Source organism: Nonomuraea jiangxiensis, from assembly GCF_900099965.1.
GTDB lineage: Bacteria > Actinomycetota > Actinomycetes > Streptosporangiales > Streptosporangiaceae > Nonomuraea > Nonomuraea jiangxiensis.
In genome coordinates, this window is sequence record NZ_FNDJ01000004.1 from 353,495 (window position 1) to 377,820 (window position 24,326).

Consider the following 24,326-nt stretch of genomic DNA (forward strand, 5'->3'; position numbering starts at 1 on the left):
GCGCGGCCATCAGAGCGACCTCGGGGGGTAGGCCAGGAAGTAGACCGCCGAGATCACGTAGTTGAACGTGAACACCAGCATGAACGTCACCACGGTCGACTGGTTGACCGCCCGCCCCACGCCGACCGGGCTGCTCGCGCACGTCATGCCCTTGTAGCAGGCCACCGCCGCCGCGACGAACCCGAAGATCCACGCCTTGAACAGCGTGACGTACAGGTCGGAGGCCACGACCAGGGACAGCGCCCCGTCGAAGTACGCCCCGGGCGTGACCCCCTGCACCACCACGTTGAAGAAGTAGCCGCCGCTCGCGCCCGCCAGGATCACCAGCGGGCACAGGCACACCGCCACCGTTCCGGCCGCCCACATCCGCGGCGTGACCAGGCGGTGGATCGGGTTGACCGACATGACCTCCATCGCGCTCAGCTCGTCGCGGATGTTGCGCGCGCCGATGTCGGAGGTCATCGCGCTGCCGCCGGCCCCGGCGATCAGTAAGGCGCTGGCCAGCGGCGCCACCTCACGGATGAGGCCGACGAAGACCGCGCTGCCGGTGGCCGACCCGGCGCCGAGCTGCCAGGCCAGCTCGCCCACCTGTAACGCGACGGTGGCGCCCAGCGGCAGGGAGACGAGCAGGACGGGGACGCTGGTGACGCGGGCGAGGAACCAGCACTGCTCGACGAACTCCCACCACCAGCGCCGGACGTCCCAGCTCTTGCGTAATGCCTCAAGGACGATGACGAACAGGTCACCGACCTGGCCCAGCACCGATCCGGCCCGGCGTCCGACGTAGCCCAAGGCCATCAGCTGACCACCTCCGCCGCTACGGATGACCGACCCTACTGACGGCTTGTCTAGTAGTCGATGCTTTGGTGGGAATTTGCGGAAAAGGTATGAGGCCCGCGTCCGGTCTTGTCAGCCAGGTACGAAACGTGATCGCCCCGTTACAACAGCGCACCCATCCAGGACTCGACCTCGTCCGGGTGGCGGGGGAGCCCGGCGGACATGAGGGTGGCGCCGTCGGCGGTGACGACCAGGTCGTCCTCGATGCGGATGCCCATGCCGCGCAGCTCCTCCGGCAGCGTCAGGTCGTCCGGCTGGAAGTACAGGCCCGGCTCGACCGTGAGCACCTGGCCCTCCGCCAGCACGCCGTCCAGATAGACCTCCGCCCGCGACCTCGCGCAGTCGTGCACGTCCAGGCCGAGCATGTGGCCGCTGCTGCACAGGGTGTAGCGGCGGTAGAGGCCCGTCTCCATGAGAGTGTCGGTGGAGTCCTTCAGCAGGCCCCAGTCGCGCAGGCCGTCGCAGATGACGCGCATGGCGGCCAGGTGGAAGTCGCGGAAGCGGGCGCCGGGCCTGAGGGTGGCGATGGCCGCGGTCTGCGCCTCGTACACCAGCTCGTACGCCTGCCGCTGCACGGACCCGAACCGGCCCGACATCGGGAACGTGCGGGTGACGTCGGCGGTGTAGAGCGTGTCGGTCTCGACACCGGCGTCCAGCAGCAGCAGGTCACCGCGGTCGAGCGCGCCGTCGTTGCGGATCCAGTGCAGGACGCAGGCGTGCGACCCGGCGGCCACGATGCTGTCGTAGCCGACCGCGTTGCCCTCCAGCCGCGCCCGCAGCCCGAACACGCCCTCCAGATAGCGCTCGCCCCGCGCGTGCCCGAACGCCTGGGGGAGGGCGCGCACGACGTCCTCGAAGCCGCGTACGGTCGCGTCCACCGCCGACTGCAGCTCGCCGACCTCCCACTCGTCCTTGACGAGCCGCATCTCGGCCAGGTGCGTCTCCAGCTCGGCGTCCCGGTCGTCACCGCCACGCGGCACCCGGGCGTCCACCGCCGCGTCCACGCCGCGCAGCACCCTGGCCGGGCGCTCCAGGTCCAGGTCACGGATGTGGGCGCACTCCACCTGGTACAGCTCGGCCGCCTCGGCCAGGTCCGGCCGCGGGCCCGCCCAGAACTCGCCGTAGCGCCGGTCCCGGTAGAACTCCTGGCCCTCCTCGCGCGGCGCGCGCGGCCTGACGTACAGGACCGCCTCGCCCGACGGCTCGATCACCAGCACGTCGTCCGACTCGTGGGCGCCGGTCAGGTAGGAGTAGGCGCTGTGCGGCCGGAAGCGGTAGTCGCTGTCGTTGCTGCGCACCTTCAGCGTGCCCGCAGGGATCACCAGCCGCTCGCCGGGGAAGCGCTGCGCCAGCGCGGTACGGCGCTTGGCCGCCCACGGCGCGATCGGCCGTGCCGTCACGGGCGCCGTCCCGGGAGGCGTCCCACCGGCCCAGCCCGTCCGCATGAACGCGGCCAGTTCCTCGGTGACGGGAAGGTCGTGGCTTCCGGTGTTGAGCGCCTCACTCATGTGGCAGTCCCTAGGTGAATTCCGGTCAATGTACGAGATCTCGTACGGCAGCCTACGTGAGTGCTTGACTCCGTACGCCTGGTGTTGTTTGCCTGGACCCAGGCTTGGAACACTGAGGGGCAGAGGTGGTGCATATGCTCATCGGGACTATCTTGCGAGGCAAGGGCAGTGACGTGACCACCGTGGCGCCTGGCGCGACGGTGCGGGAGTTGCTGGCCAGACTTGCCGAGCGCAACATCGGGGCCGTGGTGGTCTCCACCGACGGCGTCACGATCGAGGGGATCGTGTCCGAACGTGACGTCGTACGCCGCCTCCACGACCGCGGTGCCGCAGTCCTGGACCAGAGTGTGTCGGAGATCATGACCACTGAGGTGCGCACGGTCGGCCCCGGCGAAAACGTCGACTCGCTGCGCCAGATCATGACCACCCAGCGCTTCCGGCACATGCCGGTGGTCGAGAACGGCCGGCTGGTCGGCATCGTCAGCATCGGCGACGTGGTCAAGAGCGCCATCGAGCAGCTGGAGACGGAGAAGGCGTCACTGGTGGACTACCTCCACCGTTGACAGGGATGGCACGCTTGGTCCGTGATGTACGGGCCGCCACCTGAATACCCTCGTTATCCCGAATACCCTCGGGCGACGAGCAGTCCGACGATCATCGTGCTCGTGTCCGGGCTCGCCGCACTGCTGGGGTTCCTGCTCGGGGTCTTCGTGGGGTTCGGCGCGAGCGCGACGTCGGAGCCTGCCACACCCAAGGTCACGGTGACGGTCGAGGAGACCGAGCCGGTGGAGCCGGAGGCCACGGACCCGACCGAGCCGGTGCCCAGCCAGCCGGTGCCGAGCGAGCCGGTGCCCAGCCAGACCTTCCCCAGCCAGCCGGTGCCCAGCCAGACCTTCCCCAGCCAGCCGGTGCCGAGCCAGTCCTTACCGAGCCAGCCGGTGCCGAGCCAGCCCGTGCCCAGCCAGACCCTGCCGGGGCCGGGCGGTGACACGGATACCGGGCTGCTGAACTTCAACCCCGCCTCCCTGCGTACGCTGGCGGTGGGCACCGACATCCAGCCGGGCACCTACCGCACGAGCGGGCCCACCGCGGGGTTCAGCATGTGCTTCTGGGCCAGGCTGCGGAGCATGACCGGGGGCGTGATCGCGACCGCCATGCCGACGGGGGCCGCCACCGTCACGATCCAGGCCACCGACAAGGCTTTCCAGACCGGCGGATGTGCGGAGTGGATCAAGGCGTGAGGTTGTTTGCGGTGGTGGGGCGGGCGTAGGAGGATGCGCTAAGCCCATCAAGGAGGAAGACATGTCGGTGTTGCAGAGCTTCGTGGACAGCGTGCGCAGCGGGGCGATCGAGGTGATCGACCTGACCGCGCCCCTGTCGTCCGAGACGCCGATCCTCCAGTTGCCCGAGCCGTTCGGCAACACGATCCCGTTCCGGCTGGAGGAGATCAGCCGCTACGACGATCGCGGCCCCGCCTGGTACTGGAACGACATTCACACCGGTGAGCACACCGGCACCCACTTCGACGCGCCCGTGCACTGGGTCACCGGCCGCGAGGGCGAGGACATCTCCCAGGTGCCCGCGCGCAGCCTGATCGCCCCCGCCGTGGTGCTGGACTTCGCCGCCGAGGCCGCCAAGGACCCCGACTTCCTCCTCCAGATCGACCACGTGCGGGAGTGGGAGCGCGCCAACGGCCCGCTCCCCGAGGGCGGCTGGCTGCTCTACCGAACCGGGTGGGACACCCGCTCCGGCGATCAGGCCGCCGCCCTGAACGTCGACGAGAACGGCTCGCACACCCCCGGCATCTCCGTCGAATGCGCGTCGTGGCTGGCGTCCGAGACCCCGATCGTCGGGCTCGGCGTCGAGACCGTGGGCACCGACGCGGGCGCGGCCCACTCCTTCGACCCCGCCTTTCCGTGCCACTCCTTCCTGCTGGGCGCCGGTAAATACGGCCTCACCCAGCTCCGCAACCTCGACCGCCTGCCGGTGACCGGCGCCGTCGTGGTCGCGCCGCCGCTGCCCATCGTGGGCGGCTCCGGCAGCCCCGTCCGCGTGCTGGCCCTGGTCGAACGTTGATCGTCGCCGAGGCCGTCGGCCGCGTCCTGGCCGCCTGCGGCGTGGAGACCGCCTTCGGCGTGGTCGGCAGCGGCAACTTCCACGTCACCAACGCGCTCCGGGCGGGCGGCGTACGCTTCGTCGCCGCCCGCCACGAGGGCGGGGCCACCACGATGGCCGACGCCTACGCCCGGATGAGCGGCCGGGCAGGGGTCGTCTCGGTGCACCAGGGGCCCGGGCTCACCAACGCGGTGACGGGCCTCACGGAGGCGGCCAAGAGCCGGACCCCGCTGGTCGTGCTGGCGGGGGAGGCCACCGAGCCCTCCTCCAACTTCCACATCGACCAGGCCGGGCTGGCCGCGGCGGTGGGGGCGGTGCCGATGCGGGTCACCTCGGCGGAGGGCGCCGCGGAGCAGGTGGCGCAGGCGTACCGGGTGGCCGTGCAGGAGCGGCGCACCGTGCTGCTGAACCTGCCGCTCGACGTCCAGGCCGCCCCCTTCGACGGGCCGCTCGACGTCCAGGCCGCCCCCTTGGACGGGCCGCTCGACGCGGCGCCGGCCGCCGTCCGGTCCCTCGCTCCGGGCCGGGCGCCCGCCGTGGAGCCGTCGCCCGACGAGGTGCGGGCGCTGGCGCGGCTGCTCGGTGAGTCGAGGCGGCCGGTGTTCGTGGCCGGGCGCGGGGCCCGGCACGCGCGGCGGGAGTTGGAGAGGCTCGCCGACCACACCGGTGCTCTGCTGGCCACCTCCGCCGTGGCGCGCGGGCTGTTCCGGGGCAGCCCGTGGGACCTCGACGTGAGCGGCGGCTTCGCCACGCCGCTGGCCGCCGAGCTGATCCAGGGGGCCGACCTGGTGATCGGGTGGGGGTGCGCGCTGAACATGTGGACCACCGGGCACGGCCGGCTGATCTCGCCGGCGGCCAAGGTGGCCAAGGTGGACCTCGATGCGGCGGCGCTCAAGGCGTACGTGCCCGTCGATCTGGGCGTGGTGGGTGACGTGGGGGTGGTGGCGAGCGCGCTGGCCGCCCAGGTCGCCGGGTCCGCCGAGGGCTATCGCTCGGCGGAGGTGGCCGATCGCATCCGGGCCGAGGGACGCTGGCGGGCGGTGGCGTACGAGGACGAGAGCGGTGGCGGGCGGATCGACCCGAGGACGCTCAGCATCGGCCTGGACGACCTGCTGCCGCGGGAGCGGATCGTCGCGGTCGATTCCGGAAATTTCATGGGATATCCGTCGATGTTCATTGATGTACCGGATGAGGGTGGTTTCTGCTTCACGCAGGCGTTCCAGTCGATCGGCCTGGGGCTGGCGACGGCGATCGGCGCCGCCGTGGCCCGGCCGGACCGGCTCCCCGTGGCCGCGCTCGGCGACGGCGGCGCCCTGATGGGCCTGGCCGAGCTGGAGACCGTCGTCCGGCTGGGGTTGCCGATGGTGGTCGTGGTCTACGACGACGAGGCGTACGGGGCCGAGGTGCACCACTTCGGACCGCACGGCCACCCGCTCGAAACGGTCACGTTCCCGTCGGCCGACCTGGCCGCCACGGCCCGGGGCCTCGGCTTCGCCGCCGTCACGGTCCTCGACCGGAGCGACCTGTCGGGCGTGTCCGCCTGGCTCGAAGGGCCGCGCGACCGGCCGCTGCTGGTGCACGCCAAGGTCACCGGGGAGCACGGCTCCTGGTGGCTGGAAGAGGCCTTCAAGGGCCACTGACGGGTGCGGGGGTTGCTGTGGGACTGAGCTGGGCTCAGGCCTTGCGGTAGGCGACTGCGGGACTGCGCTGGGCTCGGGGCTTGCGGTAGGCGACTGAGCTGGGCTCAGATTTTGCGGTAGGCGCGGGACTCCTCGGCGGCGGCCAGTACGTCGGCCAGCGGCGCGCCCGCGCCCGCCGCCACCGCCGCCGCGATCGCGCCCTCCACGAACGGCACGTCCGCCACCACCACCCGCCCGTCCTCCTCCACCAGGCGGGCGGTCAGCACCGAGCTGCCCAGGTCGGGCACGATCACGACGCCGGCGCCCCGATCGACGGCCCGCACCGCCTCCTCGATGAGCTCCAGGCTCGTGCCCAGCCCGCCGTCCCGGGTGCCGCCGGCCGCGGCGAGCGGCGGCTCCGGCCCCGCGATGCCCCGGACCAGCGCCACGGTCTCCGCCGCCAGCCCCGCACTGTGCGAGACCAGCACCAGCCCCACCATCACGTCTGTGACCTCACCATCACGTCCGGCGCCCGCCATCACGTCACCGGTGCGCCGTCATGCGACCACCGTCGCGCGCCGTCATGCGACCACCGTCGCCAGGGCCGCCATGAGGAGTGCCGCCGAGGCCGCGCCCGGGTCCTCGTGGCCCACGCTCCGCTCGCCCAGGTAACTGGCCCGGCCCTTGCGGGCCTGCAGGGGGATGGTGGCCTTGGCGCCGTCCGCCGCCGCGCGTGCCGCCTGCTCGAACGCCTCCCGCACCCCCACCCCGTCCCGTACGGCCAGCGCCAGCGCGCGCGAGGCCGGAACCAGGGCGTCCACCATGGTCTTGTCGCCCAGCGCCGCCTTGCCCAGCCGCTCGGCCGCCACGACCCCCTCCTCGAAGGCCGCCGCGAACCCGGCCAGGGTGACCGGCGAGGTCAGCGACTTGCCCATCTGCCGGAACACGGACCCGTACAGCGGCCCAGACGCGCCGCCGACCCGGCGGATCAGCGTCGCGCCCGCCGTCGCCAGCACCTGCGCCGGCGTGTCGGGCGGCGAGGTGGCCAGCGCCCTGGCCACCTCGGAGAAGCCGCGGTCGAGGTTGGAGCCGTGGTCGGCGTCGCCGATCGCGGCGTCCAGGTCGGTCAGCCGCTCGCGCTCCCTGTGCACCAGCCTGGCCGTCTCCGCGAACCAGGCCACCAGCACGTCGGTGTCCATCAGCGCCCCCAGCGCAGGCCGGGCGTCTCGACGGGCGCGTCCCACAACCGGGTCAGCGGGTCGTCGAGCAGGCAGATCGACACCGAGAAGCCCTGCATGTCCAGGCTCGTCACGTAGTTGCCCACGAGCGAGCGCGCCACCCGCGCCCCCTTCCCCCGCACGAACGCCGCCACCTCCGCGAACACCACGTACAGCTCCATGAGGGGTGTGCCGCCCATGCCGTTCACCATGACCAGCAGGTCGCCGCGCAGCGGCAGGTCGCCGTGGACGGCCTCCATGGCGATCCCGGCCAGCTCGCGGGCCGAGGCCATCGGCACGCGGGCCCGGCCCGGCTCGCCGTGGATGCCGATGCCCAGCTCCACGTCCGTCTCCGGCAGGTCGAACGTGGGCTTGCCCGCGTGCGGCGTCGTACACGAGGTCAGGGCGATGCCGAAGGACCTGCTGCGGTCGTCCACCTCGCCCGCCACCGCGGCGACCCGGGCCAGCGGCGCGCCCTCCTCGGCCAGCGCGCCCGCGATCTTCTCCACGAACAGCGTCGCCCCGGTGCCGCGGCGGCCCGCCGTGTAGAGGGAGTCCTGCACCGCCACGTCGTCGTCGACCAGCACGCTCGCCACGTCGACGCCCTCGACCAGTTCGGCGGCCATCTCGAAGTTCAGCACGTCGCCGGTGTAGTTCTTGACGATGTGGAGGACTCCGGCGCCGCCGTCCACCGCCCTGGTCGCGTCGATGATCTGGTCGGGGACCGGGGAGGTGAAGACCTCGCCGGGGCAGGCCGCGTCGAGCATGCCGTGGCCGACGAACCCGGCGTGCAGCGGCTCGTGCCCGGAGCCGCCGCCCGAGACCAGGCCGACCTTGCCACGGCGCGGGCCCTCGGCCCGGTAGACCACCCGGTCGCGGATCCGCAGCGTGGGGTGGGCCGCGGCCATGCCGTTCAGTGCGTCGTCAACGACGGATTCTGCCGTGTTGATGAGCTTCTTCATGGTCAGAACATCTGCCCGTTTTCACGAGGGCGCAAGCGTCGTAGCGTGGGCGGCGTGGATCTCGCCTACAGCCCGTACGATCCCGTCGTCAACGACGACCCATACCCTGTCTACGCGCGGCTGCGCCACGAGGCGCCGCTCTACCACAACCCCGAGCTCGGCTTCTGGGCGTTGTCCCGGCACGGCGACGTGTCGGCCGCGTTCGCCGACAGCGGCCTGCTGTCCAGCGACCACGGTCCCATGCTCGATCCCGGCGCCTCCGGTCCGCACGCGCGTGCGTTCCTGTCGTTCGCGGCCATGGACCCGCCCGAGCACACCCGGATGCGGGCCGCCATCTCCCGTGGCTTCACCCCGCGCCGGGTCGCCGCGCTCGAACCCATGATCCGCCGGATCGCCCGCGACCACCTCGGGCAGGCCGTGGAGCGGGGCACGTTCGACTTCGCCCGCGACTTCGCCGCCAAGCTGCCGCTCGACGTGATCTCCGAGCTGGTGGGCGTGCCGCCGTCCGAGCGGGCGGGCGTGCAGCGCTCCTTCTCCGCCGTGCTCACCTACGACCCGGGCGGCAAGATGGTCGAGGACGGCGTCAAGAGCATGCTCGCGCTGGGCGACTACTACCGCTCCATCGTGGCCGAGCGCCGGGCGGCGCCGCGCGACGACCTCATCTCGGCCCTGGCCTCCGACGGCGAGCTGACCGACGAGGACATCGTGGCGTTCGTGTTCCTGCTCGTCGGGGCCGGCACCGAGACCACCACCCACCTGCTCAGCGCGGCCTGGTACTGGGCGTGGCGCAACCCCGGCCAGCGCGCCGCCGCCTTCGCCGGGGCGATCGAGCCGTGGCTGGAGGAGTCACTGCGGTATGACACGCCCGCGCACGGCATGGCCCGCCGCCTCACCCGCCCCACGGAGTGGTACGGCACCCTCGTCCCCGAGAATTCCAGGATCTGGCTGCTGATCGGCTCCGCCAACCGGGACGAATCCGTCTTCCCCGCTGCCGACACCTATGACCTGACCCGCGACACCGGGAAAGCCATCAGCTTCGGCGCCGGCCGCCACTACTGCCTCGGCGGCCCGCTGGCCCGGCTCGAAGGCCGGGTGGCGCTGGAGGAGCTCACGAGGGCCGTCTCGCCCGGCTATGACATCGACGAGGCCGGCATCAGGAGGACCGCGCACGGCAACGTGCGGGGCATGGTGAGCCTCCCGACTACCGTGGAACCCGCCTGAGTAGGCTACCTTCTGCACATGGCTGAGATCGTGTACCCGCCGGTGATCGCCGCCGCGCGGACCCTCTTTCGCATGCTCGACATCCGCATCAAGATGGAGGGGACGGAGCACGTGCCGCGGACCGGGGGCGCGGTGCTGGTGAGCAACCACATCAGCTACCTCGACTTCATCTTCGCCGGGTTCGCCGCGCTGCCGTCGAAGCGGCTGGTGCGCTTCATGGCCAAGGAGGACGTCTTCCAGCACCGGATCTCCGGGCCGCTGATGCGCGGCATGCACCATATCCCCGTCGACCGGGGAGCGGGGGCGGGCTCCTACGCCACGGCGCTGCGCATGCTCAAGGCGGGTGAGATCGTCGGGGTCTTCGCCGAGGCGACCATCAGCCGCTCGTTCACGGTCAAGGAGATCAAGAACGGCGCCATCCGGATGGCCCAGGCGACCAAGACGCCGATCATCCCCGTGGCGCTGTGGGGCAGCCAGCGCTTCTGGACCAAGGGCCGCCCGAAGTCCCTCTTCCAGCGCCACGTACCGCTCACGATCACGGTGGGGGAGCCGATCTACCCCAAGCGGGGCGAAAACGTGGACGAGCACGCGGCCGACCTGCACACCCGGATGTCGGAGATGGTGGACCGGGCGCAGCGGAACTACCCGGAGGTGCCGCCGGGCGTGTGGTGGCAACCCGCCCACCTGGGCGGCACCGCGCCGACCCCGGAGGAGGCGGCCGCCCTTGACGCCGCCGAAGCGGAATCCCGGGCCAAGCAGGAATAGCCGTCGGCGAGGAGCGACCGGTACGGCGGGCGGCACCCCTCGTCGCCCGCCGGGGGTGGTAGCTCCGCCACCTGCCCGCCGGGGTTGGTCGCTCCGCCACGGCGCCCGCGCCTGAATCGCGGGCCTCGCGTCGTATAAGGGTGCGGGCGGGCGGACCGGGCTAGATGGCCGCCTGGTAGGCGCTGGCGCGCATGCCCGCCAACAGGCCCGCCGTCTGCTCCGGGGTGTAGCGGCGGATCGGGTCGTGATAGAGCAGGCCCTCGATCAGCGGGCGCATCACCCCGGCGCGCCGTGGCGGCGGGTACGGGCCGCTTCTCGCCATGCCGAGCACCGTCGCCGCGTCCTGCCCGGGGTAGGGCGGCTGTCCCTCCACGGCGCTGTAGAGCGTGGCGCCGAAGGACCACATGTCGGCCTCTTTGCTGGCGGGCCCGCCGTGGAGCCGCTCCGGCGCCATGAAGGCAGGCGTGCCACGCAGCCGCCGCGACGTCGTCATGCGGATGTCTCCCTCGGCGGTGGCGATGCCGAAGTCGGTCAGCACCACCCTGTCGCCGGTCAGCATGACGTTGGCGGGCTTGACGTCACGGTGCAGCACGCCGGCCTGGTGCGCGGTACGCAGTGCCGCGAGCAGGTGCTGCCCGATCGCCGCCACCGACTGCGCAGGCAACGTGCCCACCTGGGAGAGCAGTTGGTGCAACGACAGGCCGTCGAGGTATTCCATGATGATCCAGAGCTTGCCGCCCTCTTCGATCAGGTCGTGGACCGTCACGATGTTAGGGTGCGTGAGCCCAGCAGCCATCCTGGCCTCTCGCAACACCCGGCGGCGCACCATCTCGGCCTCACCGGCCAAGGTCAGCTCCTTGAGCGCCACCGTACGGTGGAGGAGCTGATCGAACGCACGCCAGACGACGCCCATACCCCCACGACCGGCCTCCTCGTTCAGGAGGTACCGTCCGCCGATCTCCCGCATACCATCCCCTCAAGCTCGGGGATAATCATGTCACCTCAGCACAGGCTGTAGGGTGCCTAACGTGATCTGGATATGTCGGAAAGTGCAGGTTCGCTGGTCAGTGGCCTAGAAATTTGCTTCCACAAGCCGCGCCACACTAGCCCGACTGCCGCCAAACATACTCCTGTGGCGCCCGCCAGGACGGCAGCAAGCCCTACGAACTCCGCCAAAACGCCCGCGAGAGCTGCTCCGAGCGGCATCCCACCCATTCCGACGAGCCGGTATGCCGAATTGACCCGGCCGAGCAGTTGCGCGGGAATCAGGCGCTGCCGGGCCGAGATCACGAGCACGTTGGCCCCCGCTCCTGTCACACCCCACAGGACGACGGTGGGATAGAGCGCCCACGGTGAAGGCACGATCACCGGCACCAGGTACAGCAGGCTGCCGATCAGCCACCCGCCGAGGATCGTCCGGAACTCCCCGAAGATCCCCGCCGCCCGTCCCGACAGCAGCGACCCGATCACCGCCCCGGCCGCGAAGGCCGTCATCATCAGGCCGTACTGGCTGGGCTCCAACCCGATCATCGACTCGTCGCCGACGGCCCACAGCACGAAGACGGCCAGGTAGGCGCTGCCGGCGAGGTTGAGCAGCCCGGCGGCGATCGCCATGCTCCGCAGCACCGAGTGGGACCAGAGGTAACGCAGGGCCTCCCCGATGTCGGCCACCAACGTCCGCCGCCTGCGTGTCCTGAGCTCACCGCCGCCCGTCCGGGCGTCGATGGCAGGTGCGTTGCCCGTGGGGTGGGCGGTCGTGGGTAATGCGAACGTGCCGCGCATGCCCAGGAGCAGGATCGCCGCGACGCCGTACAGCAGGGCCGGGGCGCCGAAGACGACGGCGGGTAGGGCGGCGACGAGGAGGCCCGCCAGGGGTGCGCCGAGGAAGTCGTTGCCGATCAGCTGGACCGTCGACACGCGGCCGTTGGCCCTGGTGAGGTGCTCCCGGGGGACGGTCATCGGCAGGATGGACTGCGCCGAGAGGTCGGCGAAGACCTCGCTCACGCCGACCAGCAGCACGGCGGCGAGCAGCAGCCACAGGTCCAGCATCCCCAGGGCGGCCAGGAGCGCGACGCCGACGAGGATCGCCGCGCGGGCGGAGTGGGCCAGGACCATGATGCGGCGGCGGTCTGCCCGGTCGGCGATGGCGCCCGCGTGCAGGGCGAACAGCAGCCACGGCACCGTCGTGGCCGCTCCCACCAGGGACACCAGGAGGGGGGAGCGGGTCATCGACACGGCCAGCAGCGGCGCCCCGATCTTCAGCACACCGTCGGCCAGGTTGGACAGAGCGGTGGAAGAGCACAGAAAACCGAAGGAGCGTCCGAGACCGGCCACAGTGCACTCCGATAGTGTGTAAGGGAAAGTGTGCATACATTTCTTTGCAAAGATAGGCTTGCACAGGATGCCAAGCAAGAGGTTCTCGGCCCGTACGCTCGACGCGAACGCGTTGAAGTCCTTCGCTCACCCGCTGCGACTACGGATCTACGAGTTGCTGGAGGAGCACGGGCCCTCCACGGCCACCCGGCTCGCCGCCCTGCTCGGTCAGAACACCGGCGCCACCAGCTACCACCTGAGGGAGCTGTCCAGGCACGGCATGATCGAAGTCGCCGCCGGGATGGGGCGCGGCAAGGAGAAGTACTGGCGCGTCGTCCAGGGCGGATTCGCTTTCGACGAACCGCAGGCCGACGCCGAGGCGGCGAGCGCGCTGGAGTTCCTGCTCGACGACGTGGTGCGCCGGCGGGGGGCGGAGCTGGCCCGCTGGCGGGAGGAGGCGGCGGAGGCGCCGGAGGAGTGGGTGGAGGTCGGCTCGCTCGGGCGGCGGTCGCTGCGCCTCACGCCGGAGGAGACGGCCGGGCTGAGGGACGAGGTGTTCGAGGTGCTGGAGAAGTACCGGCAGGTGTCCGATCGGAGGCAGTACGACTCATCGGACTCGTCCGCCGCCGCTCCCGATCCGTCGGTCGGTCACGTGGTCGTTCACTTCGATGTGCTTCCGGTGGTCACCCGGGACGGGGGATAGCTCGGCGCGCTGGTGGCGATCATATCCTAGGGATTTCCCTAGGCCGGGCCCTGAAGCCGGGGCCCCGCCGCAGGTCATAGTCTCCTTCGGTACCCGGCTTTTCCGGGCCTCCTCGGGCGGCGTGCGGGTTTCCCGTTCGAGGAGTGATTGCGGTGCCGCCGAGGGAGCGGGCGATGTTCGGCGGCGCCGCGGCCCAGGTCCTCCCGCCCGGCATGGCGATCGGGCGGGTGCGCGGCACGCGGCAGACCTCCGGGCCCGCCGGACACAGGGCCCGGACGGGCGACGCCCTCGTCCCGTGCTGGAGGGGCGGGGGCGTTCGCTTCGGTGAGGTGATGCCGGTCAGACGATGAGGTGGAGGGCCCGGTCGGTCATCCCCTCGGGGGCCTTGGCCGGCGAGCCGCAGTCGAAGGGCGGCTGCGGGTCGTACTCGATCGCGAGTTGCACCGTCTGCGCCGTCACCTCGTCACTGGCCTGGGCCAGCAGGGTCAGCCCCATGTCGATGCCCGACGACACCCCGGCCGCCGTCACGATCTTGCCCTGGGTGATCACCCGCTCGCTCAGGGGCTCGGCGCCGTACTGCTTGAGGGAATCCAGCAGCGCCCAGTGCGTGGTGGCCGTCAAACCCTTCAGGAGCCCCGCGGCGCCCAGGATGAGCGCTCCGCTGCACACCGACGTCGTCCACCGCGTGTGCTCGTGCGCCTGCCTGAGCCACCCGATCAGTGCCTCGTCGGCCAGGGCGTCGAAGGTGCCGACCCCGCCCGGCACGATGACCACGTCGGGCCGGGGCAGGTCGTCGTACGACGCTGTGGCGGTCAAGGTGAGCGTGCCGCGGTCGTCGGTCACCGGGCCCGGCTCCGCCGCGACGAACGTGACGGTGTAGCCGGGCGCGAAGGCCATCACCGTGTACGGCCCGACGGCGTCCAGGGCGGTGAAACGCGGATATAGGGGGATCGCGACATGCATGTCATTTCTCCTTCGACTGGAACCGGCGACGATGGTCGCCGGGTGAGATCCGCCAGTGGCGGCGGAACACGCGGTAGAGCGTCTCCGGGCTGCCGAGCCCGGACTCCCTGGCCACCCGCTCCAAGGGGTGCCCGGTGACCTCCAGGAGGCGCCGGGCGGTGTCGGCGCGGCTGCGTTCGACGTACCGGCCGGGTGACAGGCCGGTCTGCTCGGTGAAGACCCGGGAGAAGTGCCGCTCGCTCATCCCCACCCGCCCGGCGAGCGCGGGCACGCTCAGGTCGGCGGTGGGGTTCGCGTCGATGTACGCCTGCAACTCCCGCAGCGGCTCGCTGCGCGGCGTCAGGGTCCGCATCGGCGTGCTGAACTGGCTCTGCCCGCCCGGCCGGTGCAGGTAGACCACGAGCCCCCGGGCGACGTCCCTGGCGAGCCGGTGGCCGTGGTCCCTGGCCACCAGCGCGAGCGACAGGTCCACGCCGGACAGCACGCCCGCCGAGGTCCAGACGTGGCCGTCCTCGATGTAGAGCGGGTCGGCGTTCACCTCGACGCGCTCGTACCGGTTCTTCAGCTCCCCGGCGACCAGCCAGTGCGTGGTGGCCCGCCGGCCGTCCAGCAGCCCGGCCTCGGCCAGCAGGAACGCGCCGTTGCACACGGAGGCCACCCGCCGCGCCCCCGCCGCCAGCCGGGCGACCGCCTCGACCAGGTCCGGATCCCGTACGTGCTCAGGCACGGACAACCCGCCCGCCACCAGCAACGTGTCGACCGGCCCCGTCACCTCGCCGAGCCCGCCGGCCATGACCGTGACCCCGTTGCCGGCGACCACGGCCCCGGCCTGCGGGGCCACCGGTTCGACCTGGTAGCCACGGCCGGCCAGGAGCAGGTCGGCCGTGCCGAACACGTCGGCGGGCCCCGCCAGGTCCAGGAGCTGGAAGCCGGGGTAAACGAGGATCAGGACCCGTCGTTTCATGCTCTTCATGCTGGTAGCGCCACGGCCATGGCGTCAACGACACGAACATTGCACATTACGCCAGGAAGGGCGGCCTGCTGATGGCGTTCGTGGCGGGGCACCGGGGCGGGCTTGCACCTGACGCGACGTCAGCACCTAGCGTTCCCGGTGGGTGATCGATGTGACAGAACGACGTTGGAAGATCGGCGAACTCGCCGCCGCGACCGGTTTGACGGTACGGACCCTGCGTCACTTCCACCAGATCGGCCTGCTGTGTCCGTCCGAGCGGTCGGCAGCCGGTCATCGCCTCTACACCGGCGATGACGTGCGCCGCCTGTATCGGATCCTGGCGCTGCGCGAGCTGAGGGTGTCCCTCGGCGAGATCGCGGACGCCCTGGACGGCGACGGCGGCGACCTGCGGAGTGTGCTCGTCCGGCAACTCGACCAGGTCGAGCGCCAGGTCGCCCTGCACAGCACGTTGCGGCGGCGGCTGCGGAGCCTGGACGGCAGCCTGAGCCGGGCTCGCGAGCCGTCGATCGACCAGCTCATCGACGCGATGGAGGCGACGATGCAGGCCAAGAACTTCACCGACGAGCAGTTCGCCCGGCTCAGGCAACGGCATGAGCAGGCCGGGGAGGAGGGGTTCGCCCGGTGGCGGCAGCGGATGGCGGAACTGGCCGACCGGCTGGCCGGGCACGCGGAGCGGGCCACGGATCCCGCCGACCCGGAGGTCCAGGAACTGGCTCGGGAGTGGTCCGAGACGGTCGTGGAGATGACCGGGGACGACAGAAGCGTCCTGTCGGCGCTCTACGCGAAGATCGACCGGCAGGGGCCCGAGACCGCTACCAAGGGCGTTCTCACCACCCCGGCCTGGGATTACCTCAGGCGGGCCTTCGCCGTCGGCTTCGGCCGCACCTGACCCGATGGTCAGGCCGAGGTGGCCGCCATGGACAGGAGCCGGGCGAGCTCCACCGGCCTGGTGAACATCGGCCAGTGGCCCGAGTCGATGTCGACATATTCGAGGTGCTTGGCCTGGGCGAGCTCGGGCACGTCACCGGCCGCGATCCACTCCTTCGCCTGGGCGGGGGTGAATTCGGGGCACACGAGGACGGCCGGGACGTCGAAACGTCGCTCGTCCGTCAGGCGTACGACGCCCTTGGACACCTCCTCGGGGACGGGGATCGCCCCGGACGCGAAGGCGCGCCTGGCCTCCTCGTCGAGGTCGGCGGAGTCCGGCCCCTCGAACGGGCCCCAGCCGGGGAAGGGCATGACGCCGTTCTCGGCCTCGAAGAAGTCGGCGTAGGCCCGGCCGTCGCCGGTCGGAAAACCGCCGATCATGGCGACCTTGGCGACCTGCTCAGGGCGCGCGTCGGCGGCCAGCCAGGCCAGGGTGCAGGCTGCGGAGTGCCCCACCACCAGCGGTTTGCCGGGCGCCGAGTCGATGGCGGCGAGCACCGCCGCCACCTGGTCGTCGAGCGTGGCCGAGGTGGACCCGTCGCCCTGGCCGGGGAGGGTGAGCGGCACGGGACGGTGGCCGAGCTCCTTGAGCGCGGGCACGACGTCGTCCCACGCGGACCCGTCGAGCCACAGGCCGGCGATGAGCAGGATGTCCATGATCAGATCTCTTTCTCCAGTGTGTGCAGATCCCGTTCGGCGAAGAGCCGGTGTTCCCATTCCTCGTGCAGGACGGAGTGGAGACATTCCTTGAGCGGGAAGTTCTCGGCCTGGGGCCAGCCGGGCTCGGTGCGCGTCACCCGGGAGCCGAGTCGCTCGTCGGTGAGAGACTCCATGACCCGGCGAACCATGGCCTGGCGCTCGCGCCGGACGGCGAGCACCTCGTCGAGCGGAGGCCGTGCCTCGCGGTCCCACGGAATGCCGTCCCATCCGGGGGCCTCGTCCCACGGCAGGTCCCACCGGTGCCACGGCGCGGCCTCGCAGAGGACCATCCGGCCCACCCAGCCGGCGCTCACGAAGTTGAGGTGGCGCAGGGTCTGGATGAACGACCACTCCTCGTCGACGCCGCGGTGGAGCGCTTCTTCGGGGAACGTCCTGGCCCGCGCGACGGTGCCCGCCCACAGGCGCTCCAGGACGGCCCACGCCTCGCGGAACCCGTCGGGGTCCTCGGGGCGCATCTTCGCCCGCTCGGGCATGCGACGGTTCAGTTCGGCGTCGATGAGCGGAGCGATGTCCACGCCGTTCACGACGACGTTCTCGATCACGCCGTTGATCTCGACGTCGACCAGCTCGATGCCGCGCAGGTCGCTCCGGTTGAACAGGGCGCCGCGGATCCGGGCGCCGGTGAAGTCGACCGCGTGCATGCGCGTGTCGTTGAGGTACACCCGTGTGAAGGCGGCACCGCGCAGGTTGACGCGCTCGAAGCGCGCACCGGCGAGGTTCTGCTGACAGAACTCGGTCATGCGCCTCACGTTAGGGCTAATTCCGGACGATTTACTTCCGGCTCATCACGTGACCTCCTAATCTGCTCATGTGCCCACCGATCTCAGCCCCACCGCACGAGCCCTGCGCACCATGGAGGTCCTCCAGTCCCGCCCCGGCGTGACGGCCGGCGAGCTCGCCGCGTGTCTGGGCGTCACGGAGCGGGCCGCGCGGCGGTATGTCGGGATTCTCCGGGAGGCGGGCATCCCGGTGGAGTCGGCCCGGGGCCCCTACGGCGGATACCGGCTCGGGCGCGGGGCCAGGCTGCCGCCGGTCACCTTCACCGAACTGGAGGCACTGGGCCTGGTGATGGCGGTGCTCGACGGCCTGCCGGCCGCCGCCGACGACGCCGACGACCTGGTCGGCTCGGCCCTGAGCAAGGTCATCCGGGCGCTGCCCGAGAGCGTCGGCCGGCAGGCGGCGGCACTGCGGGAGCACGCGTCGGCCGCGCCCGACCGGTCCTCGGCCCGTCCGGATCCCAGCATCACCGGCGAACTCGTCGCCGCCGTCGCCGGTCGCTCTCGCGTGCTGATCGCGTACCGGAGTGAGATCGGCAACGAGTGGGAGTCCGAGGTGGATCCGTGGGCGGTGGTCGTCCGCCATGGGCGCTGGTACCTCCTGTGCCACTCCCACCGCGCGGACGCGATCCGTACGTACCGGGTCGACCGCATCCACGCGGTACGGCGGCGCGCGCACCGGTTCGAGCCGCCCGCGGACCTCGATCCGGTGGCCGTGCTGGAGGAGAACCTGGGCACCGGATGGGAGTTCCCCACCCGCGTGGTGTTCCGGGCTTCGCCGGCCGAGGTGGCGCCCTGGATACGGCCTCCCATGGGGCGGCTCGAACCATGGGAAGACGGGTGCGTGCTCGTCGGCAGCACCAGCAATCCGGCGATGTACGCGCAAGAGTGGTTGTCGAATGTGCCCTTCGCGTTCCGTGTCGAGGGCGGGCCGGAGCTCCGGGCCGCGGTCGCGACCGTCGCTTCTCGATTCGCCGCCGCCCTGGAGGACCAACCCTGACGGTGACCGAGCGGCATATGCATGACGCGTCAGTCGAAGAGGAAGAGACGCGCGAAGCCGTCCCTGGCGAGCAGGAAGCCCACGATGGCCAGGACCCAGCCGAGGAAGGCCACGCAGTGGCGTGACAGGTAGGCGCCGATCCGCTGCAGCAGCCGCTCGGCCCGCCCGCGTGCGGCGAGCCGGAGCAGGAGGAGGAGCAGAGCGGGAAGCACCATGACGACGTTGTAGAGCGCCAGCGTGGGCACCCACTCCACGGGCGACAGCCCCTCGGTGGCCATGAGGCCGATGGCGCCCAGGTAGGGGAGCATGGTCACCAGCTCGATGGCGCCGGCCGTCAGGCCGAGCACGACCATTCCCCAGACCGACTTCTGGGACCGCTCGATGCGCTCGATGGTGGCCGAGGCGTCGCTGCTCCTGCCCTGCTTCGCCCGGCGCTTGGGGTCGAAGCGGAAGCTGAACAGGAACAGCGCCACGCCGACGATCAGCTCGATCCAGTAGCCGACGGGGCTGTCGAGGCTGTCTCCCAGCGTGTCCAGCATCGGACGGAGCCCGAGCATGAGCGCGACGCCGACGGCGAAGTAGAAGACCACGATCGTGATCAGGTAGACGAGCACCTTGCCCACGATGGGGCGCCCCGCCGCCAGCATCAGGAACACGGGGATCAGAAGCGTGCCGATACTCGTGCTGTCGAGCAGCGCGAGCACTATCAGTCCGATTAACAGTGCGACGGTCATCCATCCATTCCTTGCCGAAGCCGAGGACAGCGGGCATGACGAGGACAGCGGCCATGCTGTCCGCCCACCAATGGTTGCAGTCCGGCGGCGGCCGAGGACGTGATCTGTATCCGGCTGCTCAACTCCGGGCAGGACCGCTTCGCCCCCGACCGCGCGGTCAGGGGCACACCGGGGCGAGGGCCAGGGTCAGCGCGTCGCGGTGCAGTCCGTCGAGGCGGTCCCGGGTCTCGGCGGCGTGCCCCGCCAGGGCCAGGCGCGTCCGGCACTCCCCGGCCCGGGCGCGGGCCGGCTCGGTCTGCTTCAGCAGGCGCAGCAGCCTGGGAGTGAGCAGGTCGAGTCGCGGGCGCACCTCCGTGGCCAGGTCGGGCCGCTCGCGCGGGCGCAGCTCCGGGTGCGCCCGCCAGCGCGCGTGCAGGCCCCGCTGCACCGCCTTGGCCGCCTCGATCTGGGCACGGAAGAACCGCGTCCCGGCCTCCGGGGCGAGGCCGATCCGCGCGGACCGCGTGGCGACAGAGCCGAGCAGTTCCCGCTCCCGTGCCGGATCCGTGATCGGGCCTCCGCCGCCGAACTTCGCCGCCGCCACGGCATCGGCCAGCAGCAGCCGCTGAACGGCCAGCTCGACCAGCCCGGGCAGCCCCGCCGGCACGGGCCGGGATGCCAGGCTTCCGCGGGGGTCCGCGCCCGGCGGCGCGTACGGCACGGGCGCGGCGGGAACGGCGAGCAGCGCGGCGGCGACGAGCACGGCGGGAACGATGGCCATCACGCTATGTGACTACCCGATCACCCTTTAGCGCATGGCCTCGCGCGCCAGGAGACGAGCGACTCACGATCTTCCACCACGGTCGGGAACCGATGCGAAAGCCCGGCCTTACCGATGACTCCGCGTTGGGTGCGAGCCTCTAGCATTTCGCAGATGACCACCTACGACGACACTGACGCGTTCGATCACCCGGACTCCTCGGCCCTGCCACCGCGCCAGCAGCGGATCCTGGCCACGATCCGGGACTGGGTGGTCAGGTACGGATACCCTCCGAGCACCCGCGAGCTCGGCCGCGCGGTCGGGCTGCGGTCGTCCTCGTCGGTGTCGAAACACCTCAGGAGCCTGGAGGAGCAGGGTTTCCTCCGCCGGGGCACGGCGATGACGCGGCCGATCGACGTACGCCTGTTCCTGCGGGGCTCGACGCCCCGGCCGGCCGGTGACCTGGTGCAGGTGCCCGTGGTCGGCGACATCGCCGCCGGCGCCCCCATCCCGGCCGACGAACTCCTGGACGACACGCTGACCCTGCCCCGCGACCTCACCGGGCGGGGCACCGTGTTCGGCCTGCGGGTGCGGGGCGACTCGATGATCGACGCCGCCATCTGCGACGGCGACATCGTCGTGGTCAGGCAGCAGCCCGAGGCCCACTCGGGCCAGATCGTCGCCGCGATGATCGACGGCGAGGCCACCGTCAAGGTCTTCCGCCGCCGGGACGGCCACATCCTCCTCGAACCACGCAACCCGGCCTACGACGTCATCGACGGCGACGACGCCACGATCCTGGGCATCGTGGTCTCGGTCCTGCGCAGCGTCTGAGCGCCCTGGGCTGGCTGAGCGCGTGCCGTCAGAACGCGCCGCTGCCGTCGTACAGGCGGACGAAGGTGGCGTTCGCGACGGCCGCGCGGGCGCCGAGGACGTGCCCGTCGCACATCCGCGTCTCCGTCCCCGCCTGGTCGACCACCTTCCACGTCACCGGCTCCGGGCACGGCTGGCTGGGCCGGCTGTAGTTCCAGGTACGGCGGCACACCCGGCACGTGGAGATGCCGGCCTGGGAGGAGAGGGTGTTGCCGTGCTCGGGGCAGACCGCCCACGGCAAGCCGCACGGCTGGGCCTGCAGCTTGGCCAGGTCCGTGGCCGCGCTCCGCAGGTCGTTGGCGCCTCGGGCCAGCCAGTCCGCGGCGTGCCGGGCCGCCGTCAGCGGCTCGTGCTCCGGCGACTCCTCGGGGACGCTGTCGCAAACGGTACGGACCTCGGCGGAAAGCGCCTCTGCGCGGTCCGCGAGGGTGCGCAGGTGCGCGGGAGTGACACTCATGCGGGCTTCCATCTCGCGAAGGCCGGCGTGTCGGCCGGGGACTGGTTGCTGACCTGGACCCTACGTCGTCTCCGGCGCCACCGTCGCGGCGGGTTCGCCCTCCTGGCACGCGGCGGCGTCGGCCTCCGGCGCGGCGAGCCAGGGCATGCGGGCGACGAGCTGGTCCCGCAGCCGGGTCAACGTCGCGATGCGCTCATTGAGCGTGGCTATCCGCCGGGCGCCGACCTCGTAGCCGCCGTCGCAGCGCGGGTGGTAGCCCAGCACCCGGGGGATCTCCCCGTCGAGGTACGGCAGGAACGACCGTACGTCCTCGACCGTGAACCCGGAGGCGAGCAGGTCCCGGATGTTGCCGACCCGGCGCGGCGACTCCGGCCCGTACGTGCGGTATCCGGCCCCCGTGCGTTCGGGGGTGAGCAGCCCCTGCTCCTCGTAGAAGCGGAGGGCGCGGGTGGTGACGCCGGTGAGTCCGGCCAGTTCGCCGATGAGCATGTCGTCTCCCTTCCTGGCGAGAGTCAACGTGTCAGGCGGACGACGACCTTCCCGGTGTACGCCCCGCGAACGAGATCGAGGAGCGCCTGCGGAGCGTTCTCCAGGCCGTCGATCACCGTCTCCTCGCGTACCAGGGAGCCGTCGGCCAGCCACTGCCGCAGCCGCCGGCCGAACTCGGGGGCGAGGTCGAGGTGGTCGCTCATGGTGAAGCCGCGCAGCGTGAGGCGCTTCCCGATCAGGCGCATCGGGTCGCCGGGGCCGGGATCAGGCTCTCCTCCGGCGCTCTGCCTGGCCAGGGCCCCGCAGAGTGCGATGCGGCCGTGCGGGTTCATGACCTCGATCGCGGCTCTGAGCTGCTCGCCGCCCACGTTGTCGAAGTAGACGTCGACGCCGCCGGGGGCGGCCTCGCGCAGCCGGTCCGCGATCGGGCCGTCGTGACGGTCGAACGCGGCGTCGAAACCGAGCCTGCCGGTCAGGTGGGCGACCTTCTCCGGAGTGCCCGCGCTGCCGACGACACGTCCGGCGCCGAGCAGGCGCGCGAGCTGGCCCACCATGCTCCCGGTGGCGCCTGCCGCGCTGGAGACGAAGACGGTCTCGCCGGGGCGCAGGCCCGCCACCGCCGTCAGCCCGGCATAGGCGACCAGGCCGAAAGCGAGGTACGTCGAGACCGACGGGTACGCGTGCGGGTCCACCTGGCGGACCTGGGTGGCGTCGGCCAGCGCGTACTCGCGCCAGCCGAGCCGGTGGAGCACCACGGAGCCCTCCTTGACGGACGGCTCGCCCGAGGCCACGACCTCGCCGATGGCGTCGCCGTGCAGGGGCGCGCCGACCTCGTACGGGGGCATGGGGATGTCCGGGTAGGCACCGATGAGCAGGAGCATGCCGGGATCGAGTGACATGTACAGGTTGCGGATGAGGACCTGGCCGGGGGCCGGGTCGGGGATCTCGGTCTCGGCGAGCCGGAAGGCGTCGGGGCCGGGGAGGCCCTGGGGGCGGGCGGCGAGGTGGATCTCTCGTGCGTTCATGGCACAGGACCGTAGACATTGACGTACACGTGAAGGTCAAGCCCCGCTGGTCGGCCGTGCCCTGGCCGGTCGAGTCGCGTCCCCCGCGGTGGCGATGGGGGTACGCTGCAACGGCTCAGTATCCTGATCACGGAGGACGCCGGTGAAGAGGCTGATCGCCCGGCTCTGGCGCGGCATCCGCGGGCCGATGCAGTGGCGGCTGCTCTACCTGTCCCAGGCCAAGTTCATGGCCGGGGTGACCGGTGTCGTGCGCGACCGGGAGGGCAACGTGCTGCTGTTGCGGCACCGGTTCTGGCCCGAGCACCGGCAGTGGGGCCTGCCGACGGGCAGTGCGAAGCGGGGGGAGACCTTCGAGCAGACGGTCGCCCGCGAAGTGCGCGAGGAGACCGGGCTGGAGGTGAGCGTGGGCGAGCTGGTGCAGCTCAGGAGCGGGTTCCGGCTCAGGATCGAGATCGCGTACGCGGCCCGGTACGCCGGCGGCGGCACGATGCGGCTCCATTCGATGGAGATCCTGGAGGCCCGCTGGTGCGCCCCCGGCGACCTCCCTGAGGGCCTGCTGGAGTCGCACCGCCTGCTGATCGAGTCGTCAGGTGGGCGGCGCGGCCGTGGTGGAGAAGGCGGGATCCAGGTGCGCGGTGTCGTTGAACCGGCGCAGGATCCACCGGGCCTCGGTCAGTACCAGGTGTGACACCGACGCGTTGTCGGGACCGAGGAACGCGAACGGCCGCGACCCCGTCGCCGCCGCCAGCGCCTCGGCGATCACGCCGCCGTGGGTGACCACGACGATCCGCTGGTCGCGGTGGGCGGCGGCGAGCCTGACGAGCACCTTGCGCACGCGCTCGGAGAAGGCCGCGGCGGGCTCGGCACCCGGGATCACGTCCCAGCGTTCCTCGGCCGACATCCGCCGGGCGATCGGGTGGCCCTCCGCGACCATCTGCCGGAACACGCCGCCTTCCCACTCGCCGAGGTGCACTTCCCGCAGGTCGGGCTCCACCACCGGCGTCAGGCCGAGCCGGGCGGCGAGCGGCGCGGCGGTCTGGGACGTCCGCCGCAGCGAGCTCACGTAGATGGCGTCGACGCGCTCCACGGCGAGCCGCAGCGCCACCAGCTCCGCGTGCTCCCGGCCCTCGGGCGCGAGGCCCGGGTCACCCTGGCCGTCCACCAGGGGGAACGGCCGGTCCGGGCGCGCGGGCTCCGACTCGCCGTGCCGGACCAGCAGCACTTCGGTGGCTCCCGGCGGCGTGCGGAACCGGTGCTGCCGGTATTCGACCGGCTGCTCACTTTCGGCTGCCACAGTTACCGAACCCTACTCCACTTGACCTTCCGTCCGGTGACGTCCGGTAGAGCGGTCACCGTCCTCTCCGGGATCGGCCGGAGAGGACGGTGACGT

At 71.6% G+C, this 24,326-nt stretch carries 28 protein-coding genes; 11 read left to right on the forward strand and 17 right to left on the reverse strand.

Going from position 1 to position 24,326, the window contains the following annotated elements; translation table 11 throughout:
• Positions 1-9: 9 nt before the first annotated feature.
• The gene (locus tag BLS95_RS11020; protein ID WP_176993126.1) at positions 10-798 is read right to left on the reverse strand and encodes an MlaE family ABC transporter permease; all 789 of its coding nucleotides are present in this window, start codon (positions 796-798) and stop codon (positions 10-12) included.
• A 140-nt stretch (positions 799-938) separates the two neighbouring features.
• Positions 939-2,345 (reverse strand): aminopeptidase P family protein, encoded by a 1,407-nt coding sequence (locus BLS95_RS11025; protein ID WP_090930802.1) that lies wholly within the window; start codon positions 2,343-2,345, stop codon positions 939-941.
• Between the two features lie 134 nt (positions 2,346-2,479).
• On the opposite strand from BLS95_RS11025, the gene BLS95_RS11030 reads away from it, so the two are divergent.
• From BLS95_RS11030 to BLS95_RS11050, 4 genes are all read left to right on the forward strand, one after another.
• The gene (locus tag BLS95_RS11030) at positions 2,480-2,908 is read left to right on the forward strand and encodes a CBS domain-containing protein (protein WP_090930803.1); all 429 of its coding nucleotides are present in this window, start codon (positions 2,480-2,482) and stop codon (positions 2,906-2,908) included.
• 102 nt (positions 2,909-3,010) lie between these two features.
• Positions 3,011-3,586: an Rv1352/Rv1906c domain-containing protein gene (locus tag BLS95_RS55550; protein WP_176993127.1), complete on the forward strand. Its 576-nt coding sequence runs from the start codon at positions 3,011-3,013 to the stop codon at positions 3,584-3,586.
• A gap of 61 nt (positions 3,587-3,647) precedes the next feature.
• Positions 3,648-4,421 (forward strand): cyclase family protein, encoded by a 774-nt coding sequence (locus BLS95_RS11045; protein WP_090930806.1) that lies wholly within the window; start codon positions 3,648-3,650, stop codon positions 4,419-4,421.
• Positions 4,418-6,100 (forward strand): thiamine pyrophosphate-binding protein, encoded by a 1,683-nt coding sequence (locus tag BLS95_RS11050; protein WP_090930807.1) that lies wholly within the window; start codon positions 4,418-4,420, stop codon positions 6,098-6,100. Before BLS95_RS11045 ends, BLS95_RS11050 begins: the two co-directional genes overlap by 4 nt.
• Positions 6,101-6,204: 104 nt before the next feature.
• Here BLS95_RS11050 and BLS95_RS11055 read toward each other — a convergent pair whose 3' ends face one another.
• From BLS95_RS11055 to dhaK, 3 genes are all read right to left on the reverse strand, one after another.
• Positions 6,205-6,579, reverse strand: coding sequence for a PTS-dependent dihydroxyacetone kinase phosphotransferase subunit DhaM (locus tag BLS95_RS11055; protein WP_090931031.1), 375 nt, complete (start codon positions 6,577-6,579; stop codon positions 6,205-6,207).
• Between the two features lie 81 nt (positions 6,580-6,660).
• On the reverse strand, positions 6,661-7,278 hold the full coding sequence (gene dhaL / locus BLS95_RS11060) for a dihydroxyacetone kinase subunit DhaL (protein WP_090930808.1): 618 nt from the start codon (positions 7,276-7,278) through the stop codon (positions 6,661-6,663).
• Positions 7,278-8,258 (reverse strand): dihydroxyacetone kinase subunit DhaK, encoded by a 981-nt coding sequence (gene dhaK, locus BLS95_RS11065; RefSeq protein ID WP_090930809.1) that lies wholly within the window; start codon positions 8,256-8,258, stop codon positions 7,278-7,280. The genes dhaL and dhaK overlap by 1 nt, the downstream gene beginning before the upstream one ends.
• 54 nt (positions 8,259-8,312) lie before the next feature.
• On the opposite strand from dhaK, the gene BLS95_RS11070 reads away from it, so the two are divergent.
• Complete coding sequence (locus BLS95_RS11070; RefSeq protein WP_245764982.1) at positions 8,313-9,479, forward strand: cytochrome P450; 1,167 nt, start codon at positions 8,313-8,315, stop codon at positions 9,477-9,479.
• 18 nt (positions 9,480-9,497) lie between these two features.
• Positions 9,498-10,244, forward strand: coding sequence for a lysophospholipid acyltransferase family protein (locus BLS95_RS11075; RefSeq protein ID WP_090930811.1), 747 nt, complete (start codon positions 9,498-9,500; stop codon positions 10,242-10,244).
• Between the two features lie 160 nt (positions 10,245-10,404).
• On the opposite strand, the gene BLS95_RS11080 is transcribed toward BLS95_RS11075, so the two are convergent.
• Together BLS95_RS11080 and BLS95_RS11085 are read right to left on the reverse strand one after the other, a co-directional pair.
• Entirely contained in the window at positions 10,405-11,211 is an 807-nt protein-coding gene (locus BLS95_RS11080; RefSeq protein WP_090930812.1) for a serine/threonine-protein kinase, read from the reverse strand.
• A 56-nt stretch (positions 11,212-11,267) separates the two neighbouring features.
• Positions 11,268-12,578, reverse strand: a complete 1,311-nt coding sequence (locus BLS95_RS11085) for an MFS transporter (RefSeq protein ID WP_245764983.1) — start codon at positions 12,576-12,578, stop codon at positions 11,268-11,270.
• Between the two features lie 67 nt (positions 12,579-12,645).
• Between BLS95_RS11085 and BLS95_RS11090 the strand changes: the two genes are divergently transcribed.
• A complete protein-coding gene (locus BLS95_RS11090; RefSeq protein ID WP_143043665.1) occupies positions 12,646-13,260 on the forward strand; it encodes an ArsR/SmtB family transcription factor in 615 nt (204 codons plus the stop codon).
• A gap of 339 nt (positions 13,261-13,599) precedes the next feature.
• On the opposite strand, the gene BLS95_RS11100 is transcribed toward BLS95_RS11090, so the two are convergent.
• Both BLS95_RS11100 and BLS95_RS11105 read right to left on the reverse strand, forming a co-directional pair.
• Positions 13,600-14,223 (reverse strand): DJ-1/PfpI family protein, encoded by a 624-nt coding sequence (locus BLS95_RS11100; protein WP_090930816.1) that lies wholly within the window; start codon positions 14,221-14,223, stop codon positions 13,600-13,602.
• A 1-nt stretch (position 14,224) separates the two neighbouring features.
• Entirely contained in the window at positions 14,225-15,187 is a 963-nt protein-coding gene (locus tag BLS95_RS11105; RefSeq protein WP_090930817.1) for a GlxA family transcriptional regulator, read from the reverse strand.
• A gap of 160 nt (positions 15,188-15,347) precedes the next feature.
• Here BLS95_RS11105 and BLS95_RS11110 point away from each other — a divergent pair, with 160 nt between their 5' ends.
• Positions 15,348-16,085 (forward strand): MerR family transcriptional regulator, encoded by a 738-nt coding sequence (locus tag BLS95_RS11110; protein WP_176993128.1) that lies wholly within the window; start codon positions 15,348-15,350, stop codon positions 16,083-16,085.
• Between the two features lie 8 nt (positions 16,086-16,093).
• Here BLS95_RS11110 and BLS95_RS11115 read toward each other — a convergent pair whose 3' ends face one another.
• Both BLS95_RS11115 and BLS95_RS11120 read right to left on the reverse strand, forming a co-directional pair.
• Positions 16,094-16,780: an alpha/beta fold hydrolase gene (locus tag BLS95_RS11115; RefSeq protein WP_090930819.1), complete on the reverse strand. Its 687-nt coding sequence runs from the start codon at positions 16,778-16,780 to the stop codon at positions 16,094-16,096.
• Between the two features lie 2 nt (positions 16,781-16,782).
• A complete protein-coding gene (locus BLS95_RS11120; protein ID WP_090930820.1) occupies positions 16,783-17,583 on the reverse strand; it encodes a DinB family protein in 801 nt (266 codons plus the stop codon).
• A gap of 70 nt (positions 17,584-17,653) precedes the next feature.
• Here BLS95_RS11120 and BLS95_RS11125 point away from each other — a divergent pair, with 70 nt between their 5' ends.
• On the forward strand, positions 17,654-18,619 hold the full coding sequence (locus BLS95_RS11125; RefSeq protein WP_090930821.1) for a helix-turn-helix transcriptional regulator: 966 nt from the start codon (positions 17,654-17,656) through the stop codon (positions 18,617-18,619).
• Positions 18,620-18,648: 29 nt separating this feature from the next.
• Here the strand turns inward: BLS95_RS11125 and BLS95_RS11130 are convergent, their stop codons facing one another.
• Together BLS95_RS11130 and aroQ are read right to left on the reverse strand one after the other, a co-directional pair.
• Positions 18,649-19,353 carry a GAP family protein gene (locus BLS95_RS11130; RefSeq protein WP_090930822.1) on the reverse strand — a complete coding sequence of 235 codons (705 nt, stop codon included), beginning with the start codon at positions 19,351-19,353 and terminating at the stop codon, positions 18,649-18,651.
• A gap of 157 nt (positions 19,354-19,510) precedes the next feature.
• Positions 19,511-20,113 (reverse strand): gamma subclass chorismate mutase AroQ, encoded by a 603-nt coding sequence (aroQ, locus tag BLS95_RS11135; RefSeq protein WP_090930823.1) that lies wholly within the window; start codon positions 20,111-20,113, stop codon positions 19,511-19,513.
• 153 nt (positions 20,114-20,266) lie between these two features.
• Here aroQ and lexA point away from each other — a divergent pair, with 153 nt between their 5' ends.
• Positions 20,267-20,926 (forward strand): transcriptional repressor LexA, encoded by a 660-nt coding sequence (gene lexA, locus BLS95_RS11140; RefSeq protein WP_090930824.1) that lies wholly within the window; start codon positions 20,267-20,269, stop codon positions 20,924-20,926.
• A 28-nt stretch (positions 20,927-20,954) separates the two neighbouring features.
• Here the strand turns inward: lexA and BLS95_RS11145 are convergent, their stop codons facing one another.
• Genes BLS95_RS11145 through BLS95_RS11155 form a run of 3 tightly spaced genes read right to left on the reverse strand, consistent with a single transcriptional unit; the run spans position 20,955 to position 22,936 of the window.
• Complete coding sequence (locus tag BLS95_RS11145; RefSeq protein WP_090930825.1) at positions 20,955-21,422, reverse strand: hypothetical protein; 468 nt, start codon at positions 21,420-21,422, stop codon at positions 20,955-20,957.
• A 60-nt stretch (positions 21,423-21,482) separates the two neighbouring features.
• Positions 21,483-21,911 (reverse strand): MerR family transcriptional regulator, encoded by a 429-nt coding sequence (locus BLS95_RS11150; RefSeq protein ID WP_090930826.1) that lies wholly within the window; start codon positions 21,909-21,911, stop codon positions 21,483-21,485.
• Between the two features lie 23 nt (positions 21,912-21,934).
• Positions 21,935-22,936 carry an NADP-dependent oxidoreductase gene (locus tag BLS95_RS11155; RefSeq protein ID WP_090930827.1) on the reverse strand — a complete coding sequence of 334 codons (1,002 nt, stop codon included), beginning with the start codon at positions 22,934-22,936 and terminating at the stop codon, positions 21,935-21,937.
• A gap of 142 nt (positions 22,937-23,078) precedes the next feature.
• Between BLS95_RS11155 and BLS95_RS11160 the strand changes: the two genes are divergently transcribed.
• The gene (locus BLS95_RS11160) at positions 23,079-23,624 is read left to right on the forward strand and encodes an NUDIX domain-containing protein (RefSeq protein ID WP_218135686.1); all 546 of its coding nucleotides are present in this window, start codon (positions 23,079-23,081) and stop codon (positions 23,622-23,624) included.
• Here the strand turns inward: BLS95_RS11160 and BLS95_RS11165 are convergent.
• On the reverse strand, positions 23,523-24,230 hold the full coding sequence (locus BLS95_RS11165) for a histidine phosphatase family protein (RefSeq protein WP_090930828.1): 708 nt from the start codon (positions 24,228-24,230) through the stop codon (positions 23,523-23,525). The genes BLS95_RS11160 and BLS95_RS11165 overlap by 102 nt on opposite strands.
• Positions 24,231-24,326 lie beyond the last annotated feature (96 nt).

Bases quoted from the DNA above. Each gene is read 5' to 3' on its own strand.
- BLS95_RS11075 (WP_090930811.1), top strand. From the start codon at position 9,498: ATGGCTGAGATCGTGTACCCGCCGGTGATCGCCGCCGCGCGGACCCTC.
- BLS95_RS11055 (WP_090931031.1), bottom strand. From the start codon at position 6,579: ATGGTGGGGCTGGTGCTGGTCTCGCACAGTGCGGGGCTGGCGGCGGAG.
- BLS95_RS11145 (WP_090930825.1), bottom strand. From the start codon at position 21,422: ATGAGTGTCACTCCCGCGCACCTGCGCACCCTCGCGGACCGCGCAGAG.
- BLS95_RS11155 (WP_090930827.1), bottom strand. From the start codon at position 22,936: ATGAACGCACGAGAGATCCACCTCGCCGCCCGCCCCCAGGGCCTCCCC.
- dhaK (WP_090930809.1), bottom strand. From the start codon at position 8,258: ATGAAGAAGCTCATCAACACGGCAGAATCCGTCGTTGACGACGCACTG.
- BLS95_RS11115 (WP_090930819.1), bottom strand. From the start codon at position 16,780: ATGGACATCCTGCTCATCGCCGGCCTGTGGCTCGACGGGTCCGCGTGG.
- BLS95_RS11120 (WP_090930820.1), bottom strand. From the start codon at position 17,583: ATGACCGAGTTCTGTCAGCAGAACCTCGCCGGTGCGCGCTTCGAGCGC.
- BLS95_RS11150 (WP_090930826.1), bottom strand. From the start codon at position 21,911: ATGCTCATCGGCGAACTGGCCGGACTCACCGGCGTCACCACCCGCGCC.
- BLS95_RS11020 (WP_176993126.1), bottom strand. From the start codon at position 798: ATGGCCTTGGGCTACGTCGGACGCCGGGCCGGATCGGTGCTGGGCCAG.
- aroQ (WP_090930823.1), bottom strand. From the start codon at position 20,113: ATGGCCATCGTTCCCGCCGTGCTCGTCGCCGCCGCGCTGCTCGCCGTT.
- BLS95_RS11100 (WP_090930816.1), bottom strand. From the start codon at position 14,223: ATGCATGTCGCGATCCCCCTATATCCGCGTTTCACCGCCCTGGACGCC.
- BLS95_RS11045 (WP_090930806.1), top strand. From the start codon at position 3,648: ATGTCGGTGTTGCAGAGCTTCGTGGACAGCGTGCGCAGCGGGGCGATC.
- BLS95_RS11025 (WP_090930802.1), bottom strand. From the start codon at position 2,345: ATGAGTGAGGCGCTCAACACCGGAAGCCACGACCTTCCCGTCACCGAG.
- BLS95_RS11090 (WP_143043665.1), top strand. From the start codon at position 12,646: ATGCCAAGCAAGAGGTTCTCGGCCCGTACGCTCGACGCGAACGCGTTG.
- BLS95_RS11030 (WP_090930803.1), top strand. From the start codon at position 2,480: ATGCTCATCGGGACTATCTTGCGAGGCAAGGGCAGTGACGTGACCACC.
- BLS95_RS11080 (WP_090930812.1), bottom strand. From the start codon at position 11,211: ATGCGGGAGATCGGCGGACGGTACCTCCTGAACGAGGAGGCCGGTCGT.
- lexA (WP_090930824.1), top strand. From the start codon at position 20,267: ATGACCACCTACGACGACACTGACGCGTTCGATCACCCGGACTCCTCG.
- BLS95_RS11130 (WP_090930822.1), bottom strand. From the start codon at position 19,353: ATGACCGTCGCACTGTTAATCGGACTGATAGTGCTCGCGCTGCTCGAC.
- BLS95_RS11105 (WP_090930817.1), bottom strand. From the start codon at position 15,187: ATGAAACGACGGGTCCTGATCCTCGTTTACCCCGGCTTCCAGCTCCTG.
- dhaL (WP_090930808.1), bottom strand. From the start codon at position 7,278: ATGGACACCGACGTGCTGGTGGCCTGGTTCGCGGAGACGGCCAGGCTG.